The sequence below is a fragment of the Helicobacter cetorum MIT 00-7128 genome (assembly GCF_000259255.1).
Lineage (GTDB): Bacteria > Campylobacterota > Campylobacteria > Campylobacterales > Helicobacteraceae > Helicobacter > Helicobacter cetorum_B.
Map to the genome: position 1 here is coordinate 1 of NC_017737.1, position 18,193 is coordinate 18,193.

The window sequence follows — 18,193 nt, forward strand, 5'->3', positions numbered from 1 at the left end:
AAGGGGCTTTCTAATTTTAGAAAGCCTTAGTTTGTTTCTTGCTCAAAGAGTCTAAAATAGCGTTTAAAAATTTAGGGGTGTTAGGCTCTGCATAGAGTTTGCCAAGCTCTATGCACTCATTAATCACGATAGGGTTTTCAGTGGGTGTGAAACAAATTTCATACGCTCCTAAGCGCAAAATCGCCTTTTCCATACTCCCTAAGCGTTTGAAATCCCAATCTTTTAAATGCGGTTCAATAAGAGTGTCAATTTCAGCTATTTTTTCTAACACACCATTAAAAAGACTTAATGCAAAAGCGAGTTGATTGTTTTTAATCTTTTTTTCTTCTAGCATGCTTGTTGCAATTTTTTTAATCTCTTCATTCCCGCTCTCAAACGCATACAATAATTCAATCACAGCCCCTCTAGCTTGAGTTCTAGTCGCCATTTTAACCCTTAAAAGCCTTACACAAGCTTAGTAGTTCAATCACGGTGCTCATCGCCTCAAAGCCTTTATTTCCGGCTTTACTTCCTGCTCTTTCAATCGCTTGCTCAATATTATCAGTCGTTAGCACTCCAAAGCTTACGGGCGTATTGTATTTTAACATGGTGTTTGCAATGCCCTTAGTCGCCTCTGCACTCACATAATCAAAATGCGGAGTCCCCCCTCTAATAATCGCTCCTAGCACACACACGCCATCATATTTTTTACTCTCTAATAATCTATCTAAAATAAAAGGCAGTTCATAAGCCCCGGGAACTAGAATAATATCTAAAAGCTTTTCATCGCCCCCATGCCTTTTAAAACAATCAATTGCCCCTTCTTGCAATCTGTCTGTAATAATATGATTAAAACGAGATGTTAAAATAGCGATTTTTTCATTCCCTTGTAATTGTAATTTACCCTCAATAAGTTGCATAATTATCCTTTAAAAATAAGATTAAATAAAATTTAAAATAAACTTTGAATTTTTAGCATATCTGTTACCAAATTTTCAAGTTGCTCTATTTTGAGCATGTTTGCCCCATCACTTAGGGCGTTTTTAGGCTCAATATGTGTTTCGGCAAAAAGTCCATCAATACCTACCGCACTAGCCGCACGCCCTAAAATTGGCGCAAAAGAGCTATCTCCAGAGCTCTTCCCATTCGCACCACCGGGCATTTGCACGCTATGAGTGGCATCAAAAATCACAGGGGCAAACTCTCGCATAATCACCAAAGAGCGCATATCCACAACTAGATTTCCATACCCAAAGCTACTCCCCCTTTCACACAACCACACACCATTAGCCAAAGCGCTTTCATAGCTTGGTTGCATAATGGAGGCATCACGAGTTTTAAGAGCTTTTAAGACAGAATATTGCATGTCTTTGGGGTTCATAAATTGCCCTTTTTTAATATTTACAATAGCGTTTGTCTTGCTTGCCTCTACAATCAAATCTGTTTGACGACACAAAAACGCCGGAATTTGTAAAATATCTGCCACTTTTGCCACTTCTTCTACTTGATGACTTTCATGCACATCAGTTAAAATTTGATAGCCAAATTCATCTTTAATGGCTTGCAACATTTCTAAGCCTTTTTTTAATCCCGGCCCTCTGTAGCTTTCTAAGCTAGTGCGATTAGCTTTATCAAAGCTCGCTTTAAAATAAAAGTCTATTTGCTCATTTTGCGCCAAAGGCTTGAGCCTTTGAGCTATAGCATGCAAATTTTCTTGACTCTCAATCACGCAAGGCCCAGCAATTAAGATAGGTTTGACAAGTTTCATAAAATCTCCTTTATCATTGTTTGACAATTTTTAATGGATTTAAACGCATGTGTGCTAGGGTCATAATTAAAAATCTCGCCCGTTTCAATAATATAATGCCACCCATAAAGGCGCAATTCCTTTTTTAAAAAACGCTCCTTAATAAACTCATAGCTCAATAAGTTTTTTAATTGGTGCTTAATATTTAAGCGCTCTGTAAGCCACATGCGTTTAGCACTATTATGGCTGAATTGGTGGTGCAACTTCAATTCTTCTTTAATAGGCTCTAAAAATTCTATCCATTTTTCTACATAAGGGGCTTTTTCTCTATCTTCATTATCTGTTTTATGGATAGCTTGGCATGCCCCACAATTACTATGTCCGCATAGAATAATGTTTTTCACCCCTACATGCACAACGGCATATTCAATGCTTGCAATCGTAGAAAGGGCTTGTTCTTGGCAAATTAACTCACTTGGTGGCACAATATTGCCCATGTTACGAATCACATATAATTCACCGGGTTTTGTGCCTGTAATCAAATTTGGCACTACTCGTGAATCCACACAAGAAATGAACAAGGTATGAGGTTTTTGCTTGGTTTTCAAGCTCTCATAAAGCTCCTTTAATTCCTCATATTCATTCTCTTGAAATTCCAATGCTCCTTGAAATGCCTTAATCACGCTCAACCCTTAAAAATATAATCTCTTATTAATCTTGTTTTGTTTTCAAACGCTTATGATAGCTAAAAGTTCTTAAATTTCTTTTTGTTATAATGGAATGATTTTTATTTAAAGGGTTTTTCTTATGCAATTATGTGTCGCATTAGACTTAGAAGAAAAAGATGACAATCTTAAATTATTAAAACAATTAAAGGGCTTAGATTTATGGGCTAAAGTAGGGCTTAGGTCTTTTATTAGAGATGGCTCATCTTTTTTACAAGAGATTAAAGAAATTGATGAAAATTTTAAGATTTTTTTAGATTTGAAATTATATGACATTCCATACACTATGGCAAATGCCGCACTAGAATGCGCTAAATTAGATATTGATATGCTAACCATTCATTTAAGTAGTGGCAAGAGTGCTATGCAAACTTTAATGCAACGCTTAGATACTCTCAAAAAACGCCCTCTCATTATGGGTGTGAGTGCTTTAACAAGTTTTAGTGAAGAGGAATTTTTAAGCGTGTATAACGCCCCTTTGAAAGAGCAAGCTATAAAGTTAAGTGCTATAGGCAAAGAAAGTGGCATTGATGGCGTGGTGTGCTCAGTATTTGAAAGCCTAGCAATTAAAGAGAGTTTAGGAAAAGACTTCTTAACTTTAACGCCTGGAATTAGACTAGATAAAGATGACCAAGAAGACCAACAGCGTGTAGCAAATGCTAAAGAGGCCAAGAGTAATTTAAGTGATTTTATCGTGGTGGGTCGCCCTATTTATCGCTCTAATAATCCTAGAGAAACCGCCTTAAAACTTTTAGAGGATTGTTAAAATGCAAGTTTTAGAAACTATCGCTGATTTAAGAAAATATCGCAAGAGCTTGAAAGAAAGCATAGGTTTTGTGCCAACTATGGGAGCCCTACACAAAGGGCATGTAAGCCTAGCAACAAGAAGCTTGCAAGAAAATGCCCACACGATTCTTAGTATTTTTGTTAATCCCACGCAATTTGGAGCGAACGAAGATTTTAGCGCTTACCCAAGAGTTTTAGAAAAAGATTTGAGCTTATGTGAAGAAGTAGGCGTGAATGCGGTGTTTATCCCTAAAGCTGATGAGATGTATCCTTATGAATTGGAGCAACGCTTAGAACTCTATGCCCCTAAATTTTTATCAAACTCTTTAGAGGGGGCGCAACGAGAAGGGCATTTTGATGGAGTGGTGCAAGTGGTATTAAGGCTATTTCATCTCATCTGTCCCACTAGGGCGTATTTTGGTAAAAAGGACGCCCAACAACTTTTAATCATTCAACACATGGTAAAAGACTTGCTTTTAGATACTGAAATAGTGCCGTGCGAAATTGTGCGTGATTTTGATAACTTGGCTTTAAGCTCTAGAAATGTGTATTTGAATGAATTTGAAAGAAAACAAGCTCTAGCTATCCCAAAAGCCTTAGAAACTATCAAGCAAGCCATAGATAAGGGCGAAAAGGCATGTGATAAACTTAAGAGCTTAGGGCTTAAAGTTTTAGAGAACTTGGAAGTGAATTATTTAGAATTTTGTAACCATAAACTAGAGCCTTTAAAAATCATAGAGCCCCTTAACACGCTTATTTTAGTGGCTGTGCGTGTGGGTAAAACGAGGCTTTTAGATAATTTGTGGGTGTGAATCAAGCTTAGGGGTTAAGCATTTTTTCTTTGGCTTTTTATTTAAGGCTTTTTAATCCGTATAATCTTATTTTAGGGTTGATATAAACCCCTTGTCTTTAAAATTATAATAACCACAATCTAAAAAACTCTAAGATAAAAAAACACAAAGTCTTTTACCTTTTTCAATTATAATGGTCGCTATTTTTAAGATAAGAAAGGAACAATTATGATAAAAGAAAAAACCTTGCTTTTTAGCCCTTTTAAAATCGCCAATCACACGATAAAAAATAGAGTGGTTATGGCACCCATGGACCAATATATGGCGGTTGATGGCTTTGTGAATGATTGGCATTTGCACCATTATGTAGCTCGTGCTATAGGGCAAGTGGGCTTAATCATCATAGAGGCTAGTGCGGTGTGTGAGAATGGGCGCATTTCAGCACAAGATTTAGGCATTTATGATGACGCTCATATAGAGGGGCTTAAAAATCTTGTTGAAAAATGCCATGCTTATGGCGCAACAATGGCCATTCAAATCAATCATGCCGGGCGTAAATGCTCTCTTAAAAACACGCCCTTAATCGCACCAAGTGCCATTAGCTTTAATTCCAAGTCCCCTACCCCTAAAGAAATGGATACTAACGACATCAAGCAAGTTATTGAAGATTTCAAAAAATCAGCCTTAAGGGCTAAAGAATGCAACTTTGATATGCTAGAAATCCATGCCGCTCATGGCTACTTGCTTAGCTCATTTTTATCGCCCTTAAGCAATAAACGCACTGATAAATACGGGCAAAATAGGGCGTTATTATTGCAAGAAATTTTAGAATCCATTAAAAGCGTTCTTCCTAATATGCCCTTAATCGTGCGTATTTCTGCTGATGATTATCATCAAAATGGCAATAGTGCTAAAGATTTTATTGAGCTTTTAGAGCCTTTAAGTCATTTGTATGACGCTTTAGATGTGAGCTGTGGGGGTGTAGTAGAAGTGCCTATTAGAGTGTATCCGGGCTATCAAATTGAACAAGCGAGTTTATTAAAAGACGCACTAGGTAAAATTACTATTGCTGGAGGAGCGTTAAGTGATGCTAAAATGGCACAAAAAATTATTTCTAGTCAAAGCGCTGATGCTATCTTTTTAGCTAGAGAGTTATTAAAAAATCCTTTTTGGTGTCTTCAAAGTGCTTTAGCCTTAAACCAAGAAATAGATATTCCAAAGCCTTATGAGCGTATTGTTCATCTATAGACAAGCCCTATTGTAGGGTTTATCTTTAGACTTACAAGCGTTAATTACAACAAACTAGGCTTAAGTTTTTGTTAGCTTACCTATATGGTGGGGGTCTAGGGGGTATTAACCCCCCCCATACAAGCAAGATTTAACCTTGAAAAAGAGAGCTTGATTTGGTCTAGTCCTAATTCCTTACGATTATGGAGTTTTTCATGCGCTTATATTTAAAACAAAGAGCAAAAGGCTATTTATCATCTTTTTACCAACAAACTTAAAAATGCAAGAGCAAGCATTTTTAAAGTTGCTTTGAAGTTATTCTTTTATCTCTTTGACCCCTTGTCCTTAATGCTTTTAAAAATAACTTTGACCTATTTCTTATTTCGCCTTTTTAATTTAGCAACTTTTTCACATTCTAAGGTCATAAAATTTGAATTTGTTTGAAACTTGTCTTGATAGTTACTCTTAAGATAGTAGCTGTTTTTGATATTTTTTAGATTTTATAATTATATTAAAAATATTTAATAATTTCTATAAAACATCTTGAATGAATTATATGCTTGCTTGACATCGTTCTAACAGCAACTTAAATCCTCTTGCTAGAATTTAAGCTATCTTGACCCAAGATATTTTTACTAATTTTATTTTGTAGAGAAAGCGTATCTTGCCATAGAGACAAGATATATTAATTTATTTTACTTTGACAACTAAGGTGTCCTTGTTGCCATTATCGTGTTTGCTGACAAATTTTATTTCAAAAATATCCTTATATTTTTTCAAAAACTCACCCCACGAATTTGAGCCAAAGTTTTTTGCAATATAACTTGCATTTTTTCTTTGCAATATACAACCCAAAATACTCACAAGCATAGTTCCGTCATCTTGTTTGTTTTCTTCTATGGTATTTTTTATTACCTCTAAAATCTCTTCATCTTGTTGTATCGGTTTTTGTTTTTCAAGGTTGATAAAAGTTGTATAGGCATCGCAAAAACAAGCAGGCGCTTTTGATTCCCCAAAACCAATAATATTAAAACCCTTTGATTTTACAGTAATAATTAAATCTCTAAAATCGCCATCGCTAGACACCAAAGCAATGGTATCAATATGGTCTTGATTGATTGTTTCAAGTATGGCTCTTTGTATTCTTAAATCGCAAGAATTTTTCCCGGTTTTACTAAAAACTTGTATAGGTTCTATAGCAAACTTTTCATGCAATTTTCTATCCCAAGCCTTGGTGCTGTTTGGTTCCAAATTGCTATCCCAATCTTTAAACGATTGTCGGATAATCACTTCGCCACGATTTTGCAAGTCGTTAAATACAAAATCAACATGCTTTGCTGATACATTTTCGCAGTCAAAAAATACTGCTATTTTATTTTCTTTTTTCATGGTCGCTCCATTTTACAATTTATAATCATAATTATACTTTCATAATACTTATAATCATCATTTGGATTGTAAATTGTGCTTTATAAAAGTGTGGGTTAAGCTAGAAAACAAATTTTTTAAATATTTCGCACCCTAAAAAAGGGTTTGAAAATTAAGAGGGAGATAAAAACAAGGAGTTAAACCCCTTGTTTTAAAAAGTGGGTTTTACTCCACTTCCGCATCAATCACATCGTCATCTTTTTTCTTAGGTTGCTCGGTGTTATTTTTATTTGCCATAGCCTCGCCTAGTTTTTGAGCCACTTGAGCTAAGGCCTTAGATTTATCTTCAAGCTCAGCTTTAGTAGCGTTATCATTTTTCACGCAATCTTTAAGAGCGTTAATGGCATTTTGAATTTCATTCACATCATTTTCATTCAAATTCGCCTTATGCTCATCAAGGCTCTTTTGGGTTTGGTGTGCGAGACTATCGGCTTGATTTCTTGCCTCAATCACTTCTTTTCTTCTAGCGTCTTCTTCTTTGTGCAACTCAGCGTCTTTAACCATTTTTTCAATTTCGCTATCAGATAATCCGCTAGAACCAGAAATTTTAATCTCTTGGCTTTTACCGGTATTTTTATCTTGTGCACTCACGGTTAAGATACCATTAGCGTCAATATCAAAGGTTACTTCAATTTGAGGCACACCTCTTGGAGCTGGAGCAATGCCTTGCAAATCAAATTTACCCAAAGATTTATTGTCTCTTGCCAATTCTCTTTCGCCTTGTAAAACCATAATAGACACAGCTGGTTGGTTATCTTCTGCAGTAGAGAATACTTGAGATTTTTTAGCAGGAATGGTAGTGCCTCTATCAATGACTTTAGTCATCACGCCCCCTAAAGTCTCAATCCCTAGACTTAAAGGCGTAACATCTAGTAAAAGCACATCTTTCACATCGCCTTTTAACACGCCCCCTTGAATGCTCGCACCCACGGCTACGACCTCATCAGGATTAACACTCTTATTCAAGTCTTTGTTGATAAATTCTTTTACCCTTTCTTGAACCTTAGGAATACGAGTAGAACCACCCACCATAACCACTTCTGAAATCTCATTCTTAGATAGCCCTGCATCTTTAATCACGCTTTCAATCTTAGAAATAGTCTCTTCCACTAAATCTTCTGTCAAACTTTCAAATTTAGCCCTAGTAAGCTTTTTGACTAAGTGCTTAGGTCCTGTAGCGTCCGCTGTGATGAAAGGCAAATTGATTTCAGTTTCAGTTGCAGAGCTTAATTCTTTCTTGGCATTTTCTGCAGCTTCTTTTAGACGCTGGAGTGCCATAACATCGTTTTTAATCTCAATGCCGGTTTCATCTTTAAATTCACTTGCCAGAAAATCTATCACACGATTATCAAAATCATCGCCCCCTAAGAACGCATCACCCCCTGTGGCTAAAACTTCTACGACATTATCGCCGGTTTCTAGCACGGTAACATCAAAAGTTCCCCCACCCAAATCATAAACCATGATTTTTTCGCTCTCTTTTTTATCTAAGCCATAAGCTAATGCCGCAGAAGTAGGCTCATTGATTATCCTTAAAACATTAAGCCCTGCAATAGTGCCTGCTTCTTTAGTCGCTTTTCTTTGGCTATCGTTAAAATAAGCTGGAACAGTGATAACCGCCTCTGTAACACTCTCTCCCAAATAGCTCTCAGCATCTTCTTTGAGTTTCATTAAAATTTTGGCTGAAATCTCTTGAGGGGTATAAACCTTGCCAGCAATTTCAATCGCACAAGCCCCATTTCTATCTACAATCTTATAAGGTAAGCGTTTTTCGGCTTCTTTAGCCTTATCTTCATTAAACATCAAGCCCATAATTCTTTTAATAGAATAGATAGTCTTTTCTGGGTTAGTAACCGCTTGTCTTTTAGCACTCTCACCCACTAAAATTTCGCCCTTATCGGTGAATGCCACAATAGATGGAGTGGTGTTTTTACCTTCCTTATTAGCAATAATCTTAGCTTCATTGCCTTCATACACAGCCATTGCAGAGTTGGTTGTCCCTAAATCAATTCCAATAACTTTTCCCATGTGTTATCCTTTCTTTATAAAATAATCGTTCTTATTAATCGTTTTTAGCAATGCTTACCATTGCAGGCCTTAAAACCCTTTCTTTATACTTGTAACCCTTTTGTAAAACTTGCACAATTTGTCCGTTTTCTTTCTCTTCGCTTTTAACTTGCATAATCGCATTGTGAAAATTAGGGTCAAATTCTTCTAAACATTCAATCCCTTCAATGCCATGCTTGGCTAAAACTTCATGCAATTTTTCAATAGTGAGTTCCAAGCCCTTAGAAATCGCGCTTTCTTCATTCTCTTCTATAGCGCTCTTATGAGCTCCAAGAAGCGCGTCAATCACAGGCAATAAATCTAATGCGATTTTTTCATACGCATATTCTAATGCCATGCTCTTGTCTTTTTCTAAGCGTTTTTTCACATTCTCAAAATCCGCATGCACTCTTAAATACTCTTCATGCATTTCTTTGTATTTAAGCTCAAAATTTTCTTTGTTTTCTTCTTCTTGTGCATTATTTTCTTGGCTTTCGCTAGGTTGATTTTCATCACAAGCGCAAGCGCAAGTCATCTCATCTAGTTCTGTGCTAGAATCTTGCTCTTTTTTGCAACAATCTTTCATGCTTTTCCTCCTTAAGAAATAGTTTTAAAAAAATGCGTATAATCGCATTCTAATTTTCCAAAGCATAGTAGTTTAGCGCCCAAGTTATTGAGTGAATGCACCACTAACATGCTGTTAGGCTCTATAAAATGCAAGCCCTCTTTCAAACGCTCTAAGATTTTACCCTCTAGCACTTCAAAAAACAGAGCATTTTGCATAAGAGGCTCTAGTTTTGGCACATTAAAGCGTAAGAGATTAGAGTATTCTAAATTCTCTAGCTGTTTAGCCAAGCTTAGAGCATTTACAGAAAGGGCGATTTGACGCACCTCTGTAGCACTCTTGCCTATAAGTTTTTGCAAAAAGTCTTGCATTTTAGCGCTATAGTCTAGCACGCAAGCAAACGCTTTAAAATCTAGGATTAAAAAGCGTTTTTCATGTGCTATGACAGCGTTTAAACACACCAAATTAGGCTTTTTAACTAGACTAAAGATACCAAAACGCTCGCTCGCCTCTTTTAAGGCTTTTTCTTTTAAGTCTAATGGCTCTAATCTCAATGACCTTTGCCAATATTCTTTTAATGCCTTAGAGGTGGGTAAGCGTGCACTGCTACAATGGGCTTGCTTCAGTGCTCCCTCTTTAGAGAGAGCTTGAAAATAGTTCCTAATGGTCGCACAAGATACCTTTAAATCAAGGGCTTCTTTCAAGCGTTTGGAGCTAATGGGTTCTAAGGTCTGCACATAGTGTTTGATAAACAAATCTAACATGCTCTTTTTTTTACCCATTCAAACAACCCTCAAAGCTAAACTTTTTTAAACACCATTAAAATTAAAAATCTCGTTAATTCATACTAGTTTGATGAAACAACGAGTGCATTGTAGCATAAAAAGTTAATAAATTATCACTTGATTGCCAAAAACGCTAAAAATTATGCGATTTTTCTTATAAGTTTAGTCTAATAATATAAAGTTTAATGATACTAATTAAGTAATGATTATTTAGTTTTCTAGTTTAACTTAACCAAGTTTGAAAGGTTAGGATAAAATGGGTTAAAACTTGTTATCATGCTAGGTATGAATATGCACACTAGAGGGATTGATACCGATTTAATTGTTGCGCTTAAGGACATTTCGCTATCTATGTTTAGAAAGGGATTCTTTGGGCTTTATCAAGGCTCTATATCCGCACGAATTGGCGCTAATCAGTTTATTATCAATAAAAGAGAGGCGGTGTTTGACCACCTTAATGAAAATACTTTGATTGTTTTGCATGATAAGGTGGATTATCGTTGGAGAGAGGCTAGTATTGATTCATCAATTCATGCAAGCGTCTATGAGGAATTTTTGGACGCTAAATTCATTGCCTATGCACGACCACCTTATAGCCTAGCATATTCCTTAAGACATGATAAATTATTGCCTATGGATTATTTGGGGCATAGATTCTTGGGTGAAGTTGTGCCTATCTATCACCCTAGAGATTATGATAATTGGTATGAAAGGGCTAATATTGAGATTTTGCGCCAATTACAAGAGAGTGGAAAATTTTTTGTTTTTATTAAAGGTTGTGGGATTTTTGCTTATCATAGAGAATTGCATGGGCTTATGGAGATTTTTGACTTGATTGAAAATTCATGTAAGGTTCTAAGACTAGGCGATTTAATGGATTGCTGTTATAATGATGATGAGCGCTTTAATATTTAAATAAGGAAAGTTTGATGTATATTAACGCTAATTCTTATATGCCTAATTTCACGCAACTTCAAACGCTTAATGATGTTAATAGTGATAGTCGCATTTTAGATAGGAGTCAAGTAGAGCAAGATTTGCAACAAACAAGCGCTCAAGACGGATTTTCTTCAACTAATGCTGAAAATACACCAAACTTTGATAGATTGCAAACTTTAGAAACTATCAATAATGATGGGAGTATTCAAGATAAGTCTTTAGTAGAACCCACACTTTTAGACTCTAAGGGGGAAAATGTGGAGCAAATCTATAATAAACCCCATTTAGATATTTATGCTTAAGTCCATTAAGTGCTAATTAAGGCATGTTATTTTATAATCTCGTTTTTGCTTTTAAAAGGGCTTATAGCTCAGGTGGTTAGAGCGCACCCCTGATAAGGGTGAGGTCGGAGGTTCAACTCCTCCTAAGCCCACCATTCTTTTACAATCCTTTGTTTGGGGAATTAGCTCAGCTGGGAGAGCGCCTGCTTTGCACGCAGGAGGTCAGCGGTTCGATCCCGCTATTCTCCACCATTATCTTATTTGCCTTTGTTTATTTTTTCATTTGAATATTTATAGATGCATACTGCATAATAATTTTTATTTTTAATTAAAACTTATAGTATTAGTTGGCATTGTTTAAAATGGACAAACACCTATTGAGTAACTCTTGGTTATTTAATAAAATGAGATGGATTTTATTTCTAGCCCGTGTAAGATTTTGGAATAGCATTTTTATGGGGTGATAATAAGTTCTAGCATTGTAACCTAATTTGTTATTTTTGTTATAATGGAAGTACTCGTCTATAACCACACACACTTGGTTAAACTCTTGCCCTATTACTTCATGGGCTTTTTTGGCAATGTTGTGCAACATATATTCTTTATGCCTTTCTTTGTTGATTTGTGAGGGGGTAAAGTGTAAAATTTCCCAATTGTATTCGTGGAGTATTTCTAAGTAGGCTCTTACATCTTTATTACTATTAAAATAGGTTATTTCAATATCATCTTTATTTATTTTTTGTTTATCGCTTTGGCAATTTTCTTTTTTGTCAAATAGCATTTTAATGAAAGTGGCTATGCTTGGGTTGGTTCTTATTTTGTTAGTTAAGTTATATTTTATAATAGATGTAGATGGCAGGTAGATGGCAGATTGTTAATTATTTGTGGTATGTTCCTATCTATCTCTTGTGTAGATAGCGTCTGTGTTTCGTCGTAAGAAAAGATGCATTTTTTATTGTGTTTTTTAATTGCGTCTATAATCTCATCCAATTGATTACGATATATTCTTTGAGTTTCGTCTATGATAATTAGATCATAAGAATATAAGTTTTTTACGAAACAGTCTTTGATACCGATAATTTCCCATTTATCTTGCTTATCTATTGTCTCATGCCCTTTATTCAAATTTCCACAATGAATAACCAATACTTTCTTATTATTTTTTATAGCTTTTTTAGCTATATCATAAGTCAATAGGGTTTTACCTGTGCCAGCTTTACCTGTAATGCTGAAAAAAAGAGTAGATGGGCTTTTTTCTATTGCTTGAAGAATGTCTTTTTGTATCGTTTGTTGGCGGTCTGTCAGAAAATACTTATTTTCTAAAAATTTTTCCGTATCATTGAAGGGTGAGACCAAATAATTAGAAGGCTTAAACAATGCATCAATATTGTCTATATGCTGGAGTTCTTGATTGATTAGGTGCTCTATTAAATTCTCAAAGTTTATTTTTTCTGTTATGTCGTTTGAGTTTAGGTAATATAATTGGCCATCACTACTTGTAAAGGTATAGCAATGGATTGTTTTACCTAGGGAGCCAAGATAGTATTTATTTCTTATGAGTTGTTCTTGAATTTTTTCTTCTGATTGTTGCTCTTTTAGTTCTATATTGATAATACAATTTTCTCCAAAGCGCAATAAATCAAATTCTTTACTTATTTGTGGGATTATATACCCGACATAAAAATGGTGTAAGATTGTTTGATTGGAGTTTAGCGCTTGAATCAAATTTTTTAAACTTTCAATTTCATGATTTTTGATAGCTTGTATGCCATGATGATTTAAGAAATTTTTATAAGAGTTTTCATCTAAAGTATCAAATGCTTGTGCTAGAGATAAGAGATTGATAGGTTTCAAATTATTCCTTTTTGATTATTTGTTATCAAAGACTTAAGCTATGAATTATTATTCTCTATTTACAAGCTAAATAATTAGATAATAGATTTATAATTAATTTATATTAAAGTATTATTGGATTTTTTGCGTATTTCTCTTATAAAGCTGTCTTTATACTAAAACCTCATGCTTAAAAACTTAAAGGCTTAATTAGAGATTTTAGGTTAAACTACCCTTAAAAACTTTATTGTGAGTAAAAGGCATGCGTAACACGATTTTATTTGGCATTTTAATGATGTTCTTGGCTAATTTATGCTTTGGTGTGATGAGTGCGTTTGTTAAAATCACAGCCGACTATTTTTCCCCTATGGAAAATGTGTTTTATCGCTCTGTTTCTATGCTGTTATTATTGCTACTTATTTATCCTTTCAAGCCCTATCGTTTGAAGAGTTACAAAAAAGGCGGTTTTAGAAAGCTTGCTTTTAGGGTTATTGTGGGGGGCTTAGCTATGCTTGCGTTTTTTTATAATATTGAAAAAATTTCACTTGGCACAGCGACAGCATTTTCACAAAGCGCACCCATTTATACGGTGCTACTCTCTTATTTTCTCTTGAAAGAAAAGCTAAGAATGAGTGCGTTAATTTCAGCTTGTATAGGGTTAGTGGGAGTGGTCTTAATCTCAAATCCAAGCGTTGAGAATATAGGGGTTTTTGAAATTCTTATGGGAATTTTAAGTGGGGTATTTGTGGCTTTGGCGTATGTAACTTTGAGAGATTTAAGGGAGTATTATGACAAACAAGCCGTGATTTTAGCGTTCGCCTTTGGCATGAGTTTGTTAGGATTAGTGGGCATGTTTATTGATATTCCCTTTTTATCTAATGGTATCCATACGCCTAGGTTAGAAGATGTTTTATGGATTTTTTTAATGGGAATTAGTGGGACTTTAGGGCAATACTTTTTGACTTATGCCTACATGAATGCTCCCGCTGGCATCATCGCCCCTATTGAATACACCCGCATTCTTTGGGGGCTATTATTAGGGCTGTATTTAGGCGATAAATTTTTAGATTTTAAAAGCTCTTTAGGGGTTCTACTCATTTTATTTTCTGGTTTGCTTATTGCTTTACCCGCTCTTTTAAAAGAATTAAGAAGTTTTAAATAATGCAACTAAGCCCTTTACAAAGCACGCTTCTTTACTTTCGCTACTTTATCTACCCTAAGAAAAAAATAAGAAGCTTTGATTTGAGCGACTTAAGCTTTGTGCCACTAGCTATGGGGGTTTTAGCCTTAGGGCTATTGATGAGTAATGAAATTTCTATTAGCTATAACGAAGCTAAGGACTTTTTTTATAACAATGCATGGTTTATTAAAATCGCTCAAAAAAGCACTGAAATTTTTGGGCAAAATGATTTGGCTCTAAGACTACCCTTTTTGCTTTCTCATCTTATCAACATGCTTTTAATTTATCTCATAGGGCGAAAGATTTTAAAAAAACCCAAAGACGCTCTTTATGCTACTTTAACTTACGCCTTATTGCCTGGGGCTAATCTCTTTGCGATTTTATTAGTTAAAAGTGTGTTTGTGCTTAATCTTGGGCTTTTAGTGAGCTACTTATTTGTAAAATCTCAAAAAATCCCCTATCTTAGCATTCTCTTATGTGTGTTTATAGATAGTGCGTTTATAACGCTTTTTTTGGGCTTAGGGGCTTATGCTTTAAGAATGCGTTATTTTAAAAGCGCTTTTTTTGCCCTTGTATGCTTACTAGCAAATCTCATTCTTTTTAATAATAGTTTTAGGGGAATGCCTAGTGGGCATTTTATAGACACTTGTTTAGAACTTATGCTTTTGTATTCACCCCTATTTTTTGTCTATTACCCCTATGTGATTTATAAAACCCTTTTTTCTAAAGAGCCGTCTTTGCTTGCATTTATTAGTGCAAGCGCTTGGCTTTTTCCTTTGCTTTTAAGCGTGCGCCAAGAAATAGATTTAAAAACTTTTGCCCCCTTAGCCTTAGTAGGCTTACCCTTATTTACTCAAGGCATGCTAAGTATTCTTAGAGTGCGTTTAAAGGAATTTAGAGGGCGGTATTATTTACGCATTTTTAGCTTGTATCTTCTAATGCTTACCGAAACGCTATTTTTATGGGGGAGCAAGGTTTCTAATGCCAATGAAAGGTTATTAAATCGGCATTTCTTAGCTAAAGAAATCGCAACAGCCCTTCAAGCAAGGGGTATTCATCAAGTTCGCATTGATGATAAACAGCTGGCTCTAAGGCTTAAATTTTATGGCATTAAAGAGGGAGGGCGCTTAATCCTTGTTGATACCAAAATTTCCAAAAAACGCCCTGATATTGAAATTATCTATGCGGATAAAATCTTGCAATCTTATAGTTTAATGCGCCAATAATAATCAATCAGATGTCTTTTTAATCAATAACGATAGCTAAGGATTTTCAAAACAAATGGCTTATTTTAAATATTTTCCTTATAAGCAACTAAAAATACTTTTATTTTCATTAAAAAACTTGCTTTAACAAGCATTTTATCTAAAAGGCGCTACAATAACTCCAACTAAATATATAAATGTGTGAGAAATAGCATGAGACTAAAACCTATCCATGTGGCGCATGTAGTAAATAAAATTACTAATGAATTTATGCGCTCAAATTTATTAGAACTTAGAACCTCTCAAGAGGTGTTTTCTGAATTGGTGCGTGAGATTTTAGATGCTAGTGTTAAAACAGAAAATGCCATAGATGAGCAAGCACGAGAACTTTTAGAAGAAAACACTGATGAAATAGAATTTATGCGGATGGACGAAAGGCAACTCTTTTGGATGATTAAAAGACAAATCGCTCAAAAAGAAGGCTTTCATTTATCTTGGGAAGATAGGTGCAATGATTTATCGCACCAAATTTTAAATAAAATCCTAGATGAAGATTTGATTATGTTTAGCGTGAGTGAAAATTTGATTAGAAATTTGATTTACAAATCCATTGACACCTACTCTAAGATGTATGAGAGCATTGAAAGCGAAGTGCATGAAAAAATCAAACATTACAAACGCAAACTGCCCGTAGGAAGTAATGAATACGAGCTAGTGTTTGAAAGGCTGTATGAAGAAGAGTTAAGGCGTAAAGGCTTTTTATAATGGTCTCTCTCTACTTAGAAAACGGGCTTTTTTTACAAGCTCAAAGTTTTGGGGCTAGTGGCACTCAAATAGGAGAGCTTGTTTTTAACACTTCTATGAGTGGCTATCAAGAAGTCATCAGCGACCCTAGCTATAAAGGGCAATTTGTGATTTTTAGCATGCCAGAAATTGGGATTGTAGGCACTAATGTTAAAGATGATGAATCCCCTTTTTGTTGTGCGGGTATTTTGGTGCGTCATTACAACGATTTTTTTCTAACGCAAGGGCAAATCTTAGCTTAAGTTCTTATTTGAAAGAGCGAAATGTTTTGGGCATTAGTGGCATTGACACAAGAAGTTTGATAAAAACCTTACGCAACAATGGGTGCTTGATGATGGTAGCTTCCACTATAGAGCATGACAAAAACAAGCTTAAAGAGATTCTAAAAAACGCTCCTAAAATTTCTCACACCCCTTTAGTAGAAAGCGTTTCTACGCAAAAAATCAAAACGCATAAGCACACCACTTTTGATTTCAAAACCTTAGATTACAAGCCTTTTGATGAAAAAATGCCGCATAAAACTATCGCTGTGCTAGACTTTGGGGCTAAGGGTAATATCTTAAACGAGCTTCAAAGCGTAGGGCTAAAAGCTCTCATTTATCCGCATAACACTCAAGCAACAGAACTCATCAAAGCCTATGAAAAAAAAGTTATTAATGGTATTTTTCTCTCTAACGGGCCGGGAGACCCCTTAAGCCTAAAACAAGAAATTGAAGAAATCAAGCAACTTATTGAAGCAAAAATCCCTATGTTTGGCATTTGTTTAGGGCATCAATTACTCTCTATCGCACAAGGCTATCCTACCTATAAGCTAAAATTTGGTCATCATGGAAGCAACCACCCCGTTAAAAACCTAGAAACAAACGCCATTGAAATCACCGCACAAAACCACAACTATTGCGTGCCTGAAGAGATTAAGCAAATCGCTGTTATCACACACCGCAATCTTTTTGACAATACCATTGAAGGCGTGCGTTATATTAACGCTCCTATCATTTCTGTCCAGCACCACCCAGAGAGTAGCCCTGGCCCCAAAGAGAGCCATTATATTTTTAAGGAATTTGTGAAGCTATTAGAGAAGTTTTAGGGGAATAGAGAGTTTTGAGTGGCTGTAAATATTGTAAAGAGACAAAGCAAGAGTCATTTGAGCACCAAAAGCACCAATTAGAGATTTATAAGGTTCTTAAAGAAGAGCAAGACAGATGGACTTATAACTTTCAAGGAATCTATCTCCAAGCTTTAAGCGTTCTTATTTTTGCTCCCTTAGGAGTATTGTGGTTTTTATGGACAAATGCTGATAAAATGAGTTTAGAGACAATCTATTTTGTCATAGAAATGGTGCTTATTTTTATTGTTGGATTTGGAAGTTCAGCTACAAGCAAGTCTGCACGAACTTTAAGGATTAGATTCTATACTCGCTATGAGACTTTACAAACATGTCTAAAAAATCCTAAATTAAGTTTAAAAGATTTACTTGCTAAGGAAGAAAAAAATAATCAAAGAAGAATGAATAGCAAAGTAGCATTCAAACAAGGCGAAAAACAAACAATAAATCAAACGAGCATGATGCTCTATCAAAAATGGATTTCTGATTTCATTATCTTGCCAATATTGATTATGGCAACATACTTTTTGCCCCTTGTAGCATGGCTTAAATTAAATACCGACTTGAATACAGCACTTACAATGTTTGTCATTAATTCGCTTATTATGACCACCATTTTTATAGCTAACACACTTCATATGACCACCAACAAACCGTTTTTCCTTGGAGCTTATTTGCTCATACTTACACCTATTATCATAAAATTAGAATTTTTAAATGCCACAAGTTGTGGCTAGACTCTATGGCTAGGATTAGCATGTTCTCTA

Annotated in this window: 19 protein-coding genes, 2 tRNA genes and 1 pseudogene; 12 read left to right on the top strand and 10 right to left on the bottom strand. The window is 35.2% G+C overall.

Going from position 1 to position 18,193, the window contains the following annotated elements:
- Nucleotides 1-16: 16 nt before the first annotated feature.
- Genes nusB through HCW_RS00020 form a run of 4 tightly spaced genes read right to left on the bottom strand, consistent with a single transcriptional unit; the run spans nt 17 to nt 2,406 of the window.
- Nucleotides 17-427, bottom strand: coding sequence for a transcription antitermination factor NusB (gene nusB, locus HCW_RS00005; RefSeq protein WP_014660180.1), 411 nt, complete (start codon nt 425-427; stop codon nt 17-19).
- 1 nt (nt 428) lies between these two features.
- Nucleotides 429-899, bottom strand: coding sequence for a 6,7-dimethyl-8-ribityllumazine synthase (gene ribH / locus HCW_RS00010; protein ID WP_014660181.1), 471 nt, complete (start codon nt 897-899; stop codon nt 429-431).
- Nucleotides 900-931: 32 nt separating this feature from the next.
- The gene (gene kdsA / locus HCW_RS00015; protein WP_014660182.1) at nt 932-1,747 is read right to left on the bottom strand and encodes a 3-deoxy-8-phosphooctulonate synthase; all 816 of its coding nucleotides are present in this window, start codon (nt 1,745-1,747) and stop codon (nt 932-934) included.
- The gene (locus HCW_RS00020) at nt 1,744-2,406 is read right to left on the bottom strand and encodes a carbonic anhydrase (protein WP_043902701.1); all 663 of its coding nucleotides are present in this window, start codon (nt 2,404-2,406) and stop codon (nt 1,744-1,746) included. The genes kdsA and HCW_RS00020 overlap by 4 nt, the downstream gene beginning before the upstream one ends.
- A 127-nt stretch (nt 2,407-2,533) precedes the next feature.
- Between HCW_RS00020 and pyrF the strand changes: the two genes are divergently transcribed.
- From pyrF to HCW_RS00035, 3 genes are all read left to right on the top strand, one after another.
- Complete coding sequence (gene pyrF, locus HCW_RS00025; RefSeq protein WP_014660184.1) at nt 2,534-3,217, top strand: orotidine-5'-phosphate decarboxylase; 684 nt, start codon at nt 2,534-2,536, stop codon at nt 3,215-3,217.
- Between the two features lies 1 nt (nt 3,218).
- Nucleotides 3,219-4,049, top strand: a complete 831-nt coding sequence (gene panC, locus HCW_RS00030; RefSeq protein WP_014660185.1) for a pantoate--beta-alanine ligase — start codon at nt 3,219-3,221, stop codon at nt 4,047-4,049.
- A gap of 207 nt (nt 4,050-4,256) precedes the next feature.
- Nucleotides 4,257-5,276 (top strand): NADPH dehydrogenase, encoded by a 1,020-nt coding sequence (locus HCW_RS00035; RefSeq protein ID WP_014660186.1) that lies wholly within the window; start codon nt 4,257-4,259, stop codon nt 5,274-5,276.
- 669 nt (nt 5,277-5,945) lie between these two features.
- Here the strand turns inward: HCW_RS00035 and HCW_RS00040 are convergent.
- The 4 genes from HCW_RS00040 to HCW_RS00055 all read right to left on the bottom strand — a co-directional run bounded on the left by HCW_RS00040 (nt 5,946) and on the right by HCW_RS00055 (nt 10,076).
- Nucleotides 5,946-6,644 carry an NYN domain-containing protein gene (locus HCW_RS00040; protein ID WP_014660187.1) on the bottom strand — a complete coding sequence of 233 codons (699 nt, stop codon included), beginning with the start codon at nt 6,642-6,644 and terminating at the stop codon, nt 5,946-5,948.
- 204 nt (nt 6,645-6,848) lie between these two features.
- On the bottom strand, nt 6,849-8,711 hold the full coding sequence (gene dnaK, locus HCW_RS00045) for a molecular chaperone DnaK (RefSeq protein WP_014660188.1): 1,863 nt from the start codon (nt 8,709-8,711) through the stop codon (nt 6,849-6,851).
- A gap of 34 nt (nt 8,712-8,745) precedes the next feature.
- The gene (gene grpE / locus HCW_RS00050; RefSeq protein WP_014660189.1) at nt 8,746-9,315 is read right to left on the bottom strand and encodes a nucleotide exchange factor GrpE; all 570 of its coding nucleotides are present in this window, start codon (nt 9,313-9,315) and stop codon (nt 8,746-8,748) included.
- Between the two features lie 11 nt (nt 9,316-9,326).
- Nucleotides 9,327-10,076 carry an HrcA family transcriptional regulator gene (locus HCW_RS00055; protein ID WP_014660190.1) on the bottom strand — a complete coding sequence of 250 codons (750 nt, stop codon included), beginning with the start codon at nt 10,074-10,076 and terminating at the stop codon, nt 9,327-9,329.
- Between the two features lie 279 nt (nt 10,077-10,355).
- Here HCW_RS00055 and HCW_RS00060 point away from each other — a divergent pair, with 279 nt between their 5' ends.
- The 4 genes from HCW_RS00060 (at nt 10,356) to HCW_RS00075 (ending at nt 11,551) form a co-directional block, all read left to right on the top strand.
- Nucleotides 10,356-10,994 carry a class II aldolase and adducin N-terminal domain-containing protein gene (locus HCW_RS00060; protein WP_014660191.1) on the top strand — a complete coding sequence of 213 codons (639 nt, stop codon included), beginning with the start codon at nt 10,356-10,358 and terminating at the stop codon, nt 10,992-10,994.
- Between the two features lie 14 nt (nt 10,995-11,008).
- A complete protein-coding gene (locus tag HCW_RS00065) occupies nt 11,009-11,320 on the top strand; it encodes a hypothetical protein (RefSeq protein ID WP_014660192.1) in 312 nt (103 codons plus the stop codon).
- 57 nt (nt 11,321-11,377) lie between these two features.
- Nucleotides 11,378-11,454 (top strand) — tRNA-Ile (locus HCW_RS00070).
- Nucleotides 11,455-11,475: 21 nt separating this feature from the next.
- Nucleotides 11,476-11,551, top strand: a tRNA-Ala gene (locus HCW_RS00075).
- A gap of 91 nt (nt 11,552-11,642) precedes the next feature.
- Here HCW_RS00075 and HCW_RS08975 read toward each other — a convergent pair.
- Both HCW_RS08975 and HCW_RS00080 read right to left on the bottom strand, forming a co-directional pair.
- Nucleotides 11,643-12,080, bottom strand: a complete 438-nt coding sequence (locus HCW_RS08975; protein WP_052306433.1) for a hypothetical protein — start codon at nt 12,078-12,080, stop codon at nt 11,643-11,645.
- 56 nt (nt 12,081-12,136) lie between these two features.
- A complete protein-coding gene (locus tag HCW_RS00080; protein ID WP_052306434.1) occupies nt 12,137-13,153 on the bottom strand; it encodes a DNA/RNA helicase domain-containing protein in 1,017 nt (338 codons plus the stop codon).
- A gap of 241 nt (nt 13,154-13,394) precedes the next feature.
- Between HCW_RS00080 and HCW_RS00085 the strand changes: the two genes are divergently transcribed.
- The 5 genes and pseudogenes from HCW_RS00085 to HCW_RS00105 all read left to right on the top strand — a co-directional run bounded on the left by HCW_RS00085 (nt 13,395) and on the right by HCW_RS00105 (nt 18,163).
- On the top strand, nt 13,395-14,294 hold the full coding sequence (locus HCW_RS00085) for a DMT family transporter (RefSeq protein WP_014660193.1): 900 nt from the start codon (nt 13,395-13,397) through the stop codon (nt 14,292-14,294).
- Entirely contained in the window at nt 14,294-15,538 is a 1,245-nt protein-coding gene (locus tag HCW_RS00090; protein ID WP_014660194.1) for a glycosyltransferase family 39 protein, read from the top strand. The genes HCW_RS00085 and HCW_RS00090 overlap by 1 nt, the downstream gene beginning before the upstream one ends.
- A gap of 192 nt (nt 15,539-15,730) precedes the next feature.
- Nucleotides 15,731-16,282, top strand: a complete 552-nt coding sequence (locus HCW_RS00095) for a DUF507 family protein (protein WP_014660195.1) — start codon at nt 15,731-15,733, stop codon at nt 16,280-16,282.
- Nucleotides 16,282-17,408 (top strand): annotated as a pseudogene (carA, locus tag HCW_RS00100) (glutamine-hydrolyzing carbamoyl-phosphate synthase small subunit). The gene HCW_RS00095 and the pseudogene carA overlap by 1 nt, the downstream one beginning before the upstream one ends.
- Nucleotides 17,409-17,422: 14 nt before the next feature.
- Complete coding sequence (locus tag HCW_RS00105; protein WP_014660196.1) at nt 17,423-18,163, top strand: hypothetical protein; 741 nt, start codon at nt 17,423-17,425, stop codon at nt 18,161-18,163.
- Nucleotides 18,164-18,193: the final 30 nt, after the last annotated feature.